Below are 4,713 nucleotides of genomic sequence, written 5' to 3' on the forward strand. Positions count from 1 at the left end.
GCCCGGTCATCTGACGATGACCGGGCTTTCGTGGTGGTACCCCCAACGGGATTTGAACCCGTGATCACGACGAGATATCCCAGCCACCTAGGCCGCTAGACGATGGGGGCCAGGACAGCTCTCCCACTCCGAAGAGTGATCGAGCGTCATCGAGGCCCGGTCATCTGACGATGGCCAGGCCTCGTACTACGTACCCCCAACGGGATTTGAACCCGTGTTACCGCCGTGAGAGGGCGGCGTCCTAGGCCGCTAGACGATGGGGGCCTAAGCTCGTCACCCCGAGGGGCGCCGTGCCGTTGAGAACTGTACTGCACGATTCGCGTCGGTTTGACCGACTCGATGCGCTACTTGCTCTGCGCTGGGGTACCAGGACTCGAACCTAGAATGACGGTACCAGAAACCGTTGTGTTGCCAATTACACCATACCCCAAGGAGGTATCAGCGCCGCGCCCTCTTCCCGTTCCCGGGCTTCGGGTGAGCGCCTCACCGAGAGAAAACATTACCGGAGAGTCCCGGTCCGGCCAAATCGCCCTCAGCCGCCCTGCCAGTCGCTGCCAGTCGCTGCCCACTCCCGCCCGCACCCCGGGGTGAGCCGCGTCCGGAACGGACGTGCCGCCGTCGGGCACCACTGCTCCGACACGTCGCGGCCGACCGCGAGGAAACTGTGGACCTCGCCCACGCGACGTGGCACCGTCGAAGACATGAGCACCGCAGCACCCCCTGAGCCTCCGTCCTCCACCCCGCGCGCGTCCCACGCCGAACGCGCGTCGTCGTTCGGCGCAGGTGCCGACGACTACCGGGCCGTCCGCCCCTCCTACCCTGACGCCGCGATCGACTGGATGCTGCCCGCCGGGGCCCGCCACGTGCTCGACCTCGCGGCAGGGACGGGCAAGCTCACCGAGAAGCTGGTCGCGCGCGGCCTCCACGTGACCGCGGTCGAGCCCTCGGACGGCATGCGCGCCCAGCTCAAGGACGCCGTGCCCGGCGCCCACGTCCTGCCCGGCACGGCCGAACGCATCCCGCTCGAGGACGGGAGCGTCGACGCCGTCCTCGTGGCCCAGGCCTGGCACTGGTTCGACGTCGCGACGGCCGTCCCGGAGATCGCGCGCGTGCTGCGCCCCGGCGGCCGGCTCGGCGTCGTCTGGAACGTCCGCGACCACACGGTCGACTGGGTCGAGCGCTTCACCGAGATCATCCACCGCGGCGACTCGCTCGAGCCCGTCCACCGGACCCCGCAGCTCGACGGGGTCGACGAGTCCTTCACGCCGCTCGAGCACGCGACCTTCGACTGGGCCGACCACCTCCCCGCCGCAAGCCTCCGGACGCTCGCCGCGACCCGGAGCCATCTGCTCACGCTGCCGCCCGCCGAGCGAGACGAGCTGCTCGACGCCGTCGACCACCTCGCGGCGACCCACCCCGCGCTCGCGGGGCTCACCGAGGTCGACCTCCCCTATCGCGCCGAGTGCTGGCGCGCGGACCGCACCGACCGCGCGGTCGACGAGTGAGCGCGCAGCCCGAGGACCCCGGCGTCTCGGTCGTCCGGCTCGCACCCGGCCCCGTCACGCCCGACGACGTCCGCACCGCCGCACGCTGGCTCGCCGACGGCGTGGGTCGCCATCCGGACGCCGCGTTCGACGCGCAGGCCGGGCCCGTGCGGTGGTCGTGCTGGGCGACGGCCGAGCACGTCGTCGACGACCTCCTCGCCTACGCGCTCCAGGTCGCAGGGCTTCCCCTGCTCGACTACCTGCCGCTCGCCGGCCCCAAGGGCGAGGACGAGATCGCGCACGTCAAGCGCGAGGCGGGCGCGGCCGGGATGGCGGAGGTGCTCCTCGCGGGCGGCGAGCTCCTCGCCGCTCAGGTGGGCGCCCGTCCGGACACGGCCCGCGCCTACCACCCGTACGGGCTCTCGGACCCGCAGGGGTTCGCGGCCATGGGGATCGTCGAGATCCTCGTGCACGGGCGCGACATCCTCGAAGGGCTCACGGGTATCGCCCCCGACCTTCCCGAGGGCCTCAGCGCCCGGGTGCTCGCGCGGCTCTTCCCCGACCTGCCGGACAGGACCGGCGACCTCCCGGCAGCACAGGTGCTCGTGTGGGCGACGGGCCGCTGCGAGCTCCCCGGACTCGCACGCCGCACCCGCTGGCGCTGGGACGCGACCGTCCGGTAGCGCGTGCCGAGCGGTGCCCGGTCTGCCCGGGCACCGCTCGGTACATCAGCAGGCCGGCGCGTCGAGACCGCATCGGGTGGACGGGCTCAGCGGGCCGCCTCAGGTCAGCGCCAGCACCGCCACGAGCGAGGTGCCGGTCACGACTGCGGCCGACGCCGTCCCGAGCACGAGCGCGCGCCGACCCGTGCGGACCAGGTGGGCGACGTCGACCCCCAGACCCATCGCGAACATCGCCGCGGTGAAGAGCAGCGTCGTGACCACGGTCGTCACCTCCACGACCGACGCGGGCAGCAAGCCTGTGCTGCGCACCAGCACGGCCACGAGGAAGCCCACGACGAACAGGGGCACCGGCGGCGTCCTGCGGGCCGCACGGGCCCCCGTGGCGGCCTCGACGTCCGCGGGGCGCGCCACGCGCTCGCTGCGCGCCCGCAGCACCCCGGCCCCCGCCACGAGGGGGGCGAGCAGCACGACGCGGGCGAGCTTGCTCACCGTCGCGGTCGCGAGCGCCGCCGCGGAGATCGCGCCACCCGCGGTCACGACCTGCGCGACCTCCTGGACGCTCGCCCCGATCCAGAGCCCGGCCCGGTCGTCGGCGAGCCCGAGCAGCCCGGCGAGCCACGGCAGCACGAAGATCGCGAGCGACCCGAAGATCGTCACGAGCGCGAGCGCGGTCGCCACGGCGTCGTCGGCCTCGCGGCGCGACTCGTCGTCGTCGCCTCCTCCGACCACGCCCTGCATGGCCGAGATCGCGGCCGCGCCGCAGATCGAGAACCCGGTCGCGACGAGCAGCGACGTCACGCGCGGGACACGCAGCACGCGCCCCAGCGCGAGCGTCGCGCTGAACGTCACGGCGACCGTGATCGCCACGACCGCGAGGCCGCGCCAGCCGAGCGCGAGCACCTCGGGCAGCGAGAGCTGGAGCCCCAGGAGGACCACGCCCGCGCGCAGGACGCGCATCGCGGTCCACCGGGTCCCTTCCTGGGTCCGGGTGGTGAGGGCGTCCGCCCACCTCGCGGCACGCGTCGTCTGCCCGACGGCGTCGCTCGCCCCGCGCGCGCGGCGCAGGCTTCCGAGCACCGAGCCGACGACGGCACCGACGAGCAGGGACAGCACGAGGGGCGAGAGCGGGACCACCTGCGCGAGGAGGTAGGCGACGACGGTCGCGAGCGCGCAGAACGCGAGCCCGGGGGCTGCGCGGCGGATCCAGGGAGCCGAGGCGGTGGCCTCGGTCGAGGGGGCGGGCGTGGTGGGCCGGCGGGCGGCGTGGTCGACGCCCGGGGTGGGGGTGTCGAGGTCGGTCGTGGGGGTCATGTTCTCAATGTGCCGCGCCGGCCTTCTCGTCAGAAGGCCCACCTGACGACCGAGCCATAGGATGAACCTATGGCCGCGAGCACCCCGCAGACACCTGCGAGCCCCCCTCCCCCACGTCGGGACCGGACCTCGCTCGGGCTCCTGGAGCTGCTCGTCGCGACCGACAGCCACGGCTCGATCAGCGCCGCGGCGCGTGCGCTGGGCATCTCCCAGCCGAGCGCCTCGGCCGGCATGCGGCGCCTCGAGAGGCACCTGGGGCTCGAGCTCGTCGCCCGCTCGACGCGCGGGGCCCGCCTCACCGAGACCGGGCGCGCGACCGCGACCTGGGCCCGCGAGGTCGTCGACGCCTCGGACCGGTTCGAGACCGCGGCCGCGGCCCTGCGCGAGGCACCCTCGGCCCGGATACGGCTCGCGGCCAGCCTGACGATCGCGGAGTACCTCGCCCCTCGCTGGCTCGCGACGCTCGCGCTCGACGGCCTCACCCCGGTGCCCGGGGCCGGTGCGGGTCTGCCGGCGGGGCAGGGCAGCGCGTCGGGGACAGCCCGCGGGCCGTCGTCTCCCGACGTCGAGCTGCTCGTGCGCAACTCCCGGACAGTCATGGAGCTCGTGCTGTCGGACGACGCCGAGCTCGGCTTCATCGAGAGCTCGACCATGCGTCGGGGGCTGCGCAGCCGGACCCTGGCCCACGACGAGCTGGTCGTGGTCGTCGCGGCGGCGCACCCGTGGGCCGTGCGCCGGCGTCGCACCGCGACGGTCGAGGAGCTGTCGAGCGGTGGGCTCGTCGTCCGGGAGCGCGGCTCAGGAACGCGCGAGACGCTCGAGAAGTCGCTCGTGGAGGCCGGCGCCCGCCTCCCGGACCACCTGCCCTACCTGGGCTCGACCGCGTCGCTCAAGACCGCGGTGCAGTACGGCGGCGCGGTCGCGGTGCTGTCCCGGCTGACGGTCGCGGACGACCTGGCTCGCGGCACGCTCGTCGAGATCCAGGTGCCCGGCCTCGACCTCTCGCGGCGGCTGCGCATGGTCTGGAAGGACGGCACCGAGCTCTCGGCGGCGGCCAGGCGGATCGCGGCGGTCGCAGCCGGGAGTGCCGGGAGTGCCGGGAGTGCCGGGGCATCGCACCCGAGGGCCGGGCGGTAGGCCCCCCGACCACCGGCCCCTGACACCTGCCACCTGCCACCTGCCACCGCGAGGTAGAACGTGCTGCGCGAGGTAGGACGCGCCGCGCACTACCTCGC

General features: G+C 74.1%; 4 protein-coding genes and 3 tRNA genes. 3 read left to right on the top strand and 4 right to left on the bottom strand.

The window, feature by feature from the left end; genetic code table 11:
* Nucleotides 1-34: 34 nt before the first annotated feature.
* From ACFWFR_RS17500 to ACFWFR_RS17510, 3 genes are all read right to left on the bottom strand, one after another.
* Nucleotides 35-110 (bottom strand) — tRNA-OTHER (locus ACFWFR_RS17500).
* Nucleotides 111-191: 81 nt separating this feature from the next.
* Nucleotides 192-264: transfer RNA gene (locus tag ACFWFR_RS17505), tRNA-Glu, on the bottom strand.
* Nucleotides 265-358: 94 nt separating this feature from the next.
* A tRNA-Gln gene (locus tag ACFWFR_RS17510) sits at nucleotides 359-430 on the bottom strand.
* 271 nt (nucleotides 431-701) lie between these two features.
* Here ACFWFR_RS17510 and ACFWFR_RS17515 point away from each other — a divergent pair.
* A complete protein-coding gene (locus ACFWFR_RS17515) occupies nucleotides 702-1,505 on the top strand; it encodes a class I SAM-dependent methyltransferase (RefSeq protein WP_377623877.1) in 804 nt (267 codons plus the stop codon).
* The gene (locus tag ACFWFR_RS17520; RefSeq protein ID WP_377623879.1) at nucleotides 1,502-2,167 is read left to right on the top strand and encodes a hypothetical protein; all 666 of its coding nucleotides are present in this window, start codon (nucleotides 1,502-1,504) and stop codon (nucleotides 2,165-2,167) included. The genes ACFWFR_RS17515 and ACFWFR_RS17520 overlap by 4 nt, the downstream gene beginning before the upstream one ends.
* 99 nt (nucleotides 2,168-2,266) lie before the next feature.
* Here ACFWFR_RS17520 and ACFWFR_RS17525 read toward each other — a convergent pair whose 3' ends face one another.
* Nucleotides 2,267-3,478 (bottom strand): YeiH family protein, encoded by a 1,212-nt coding sequence (locus tag ACFWFR_RS17525; RefSeq protein ID WP_377623881.1) that lies wholly within the window; start codon nucleotides 3,476-3,478, stop codon nucleotides 2,267-2,269.
* Nucleotides 3,479-3,547: 69 nt separating this feature from the next.
* Between ACFWFR_RS17525 and ACFWFR_RS17530 the strand changes: the two genes are divergently transcribed.
* A complete protein-coding gene (locus ACFWFR_RS17530; protein WP_377623882.1) occupies nucleotides 3,548-4,615 on the top strand; it encodes a LysR family transcriptional regulator in 1,068 nt (355 codons plus the stop codon).
* The last annotated feature ends 98 nt before the right edge of the window (nucleotides 4,616-4,713 follow it).

Source organism: Oerskovia sp. NPDC060287, from assembly GCF_042726775.1.
GTDB classification, from domain to species: Bacteria; Actinomycetota; Actinomycetes; order Actinomycetales; family Cellulomonadaceae; genus Oerskovia; species Oerskovia merdavium.

Bases quoted from the DNA above. Each gene is read 5' to 3' on its own strand.
- ACFWFR_RS17515 (WP_377623877.1), top strand. From the start codon at position 702: ATGAGCACCGCAGCACCCCCTGAGCCTCCGTCCTCCACCCCGCGCGCG.
- ACFWFR_RS17525 (WP_377623881.1), bottom strand. From the start codon at position 3,478: ATGACCCCCACGACCGACCTCGACACCCCCACCCCGGGCGTCGACCAC.
- ACFWFR_RS17530 (WP_377623882.1), top strand. From the start codon at position 3,548: ATGGCCGCGAGCACCCCGCAGACACCTGCGAGCCCCCCTCCCCCACGT.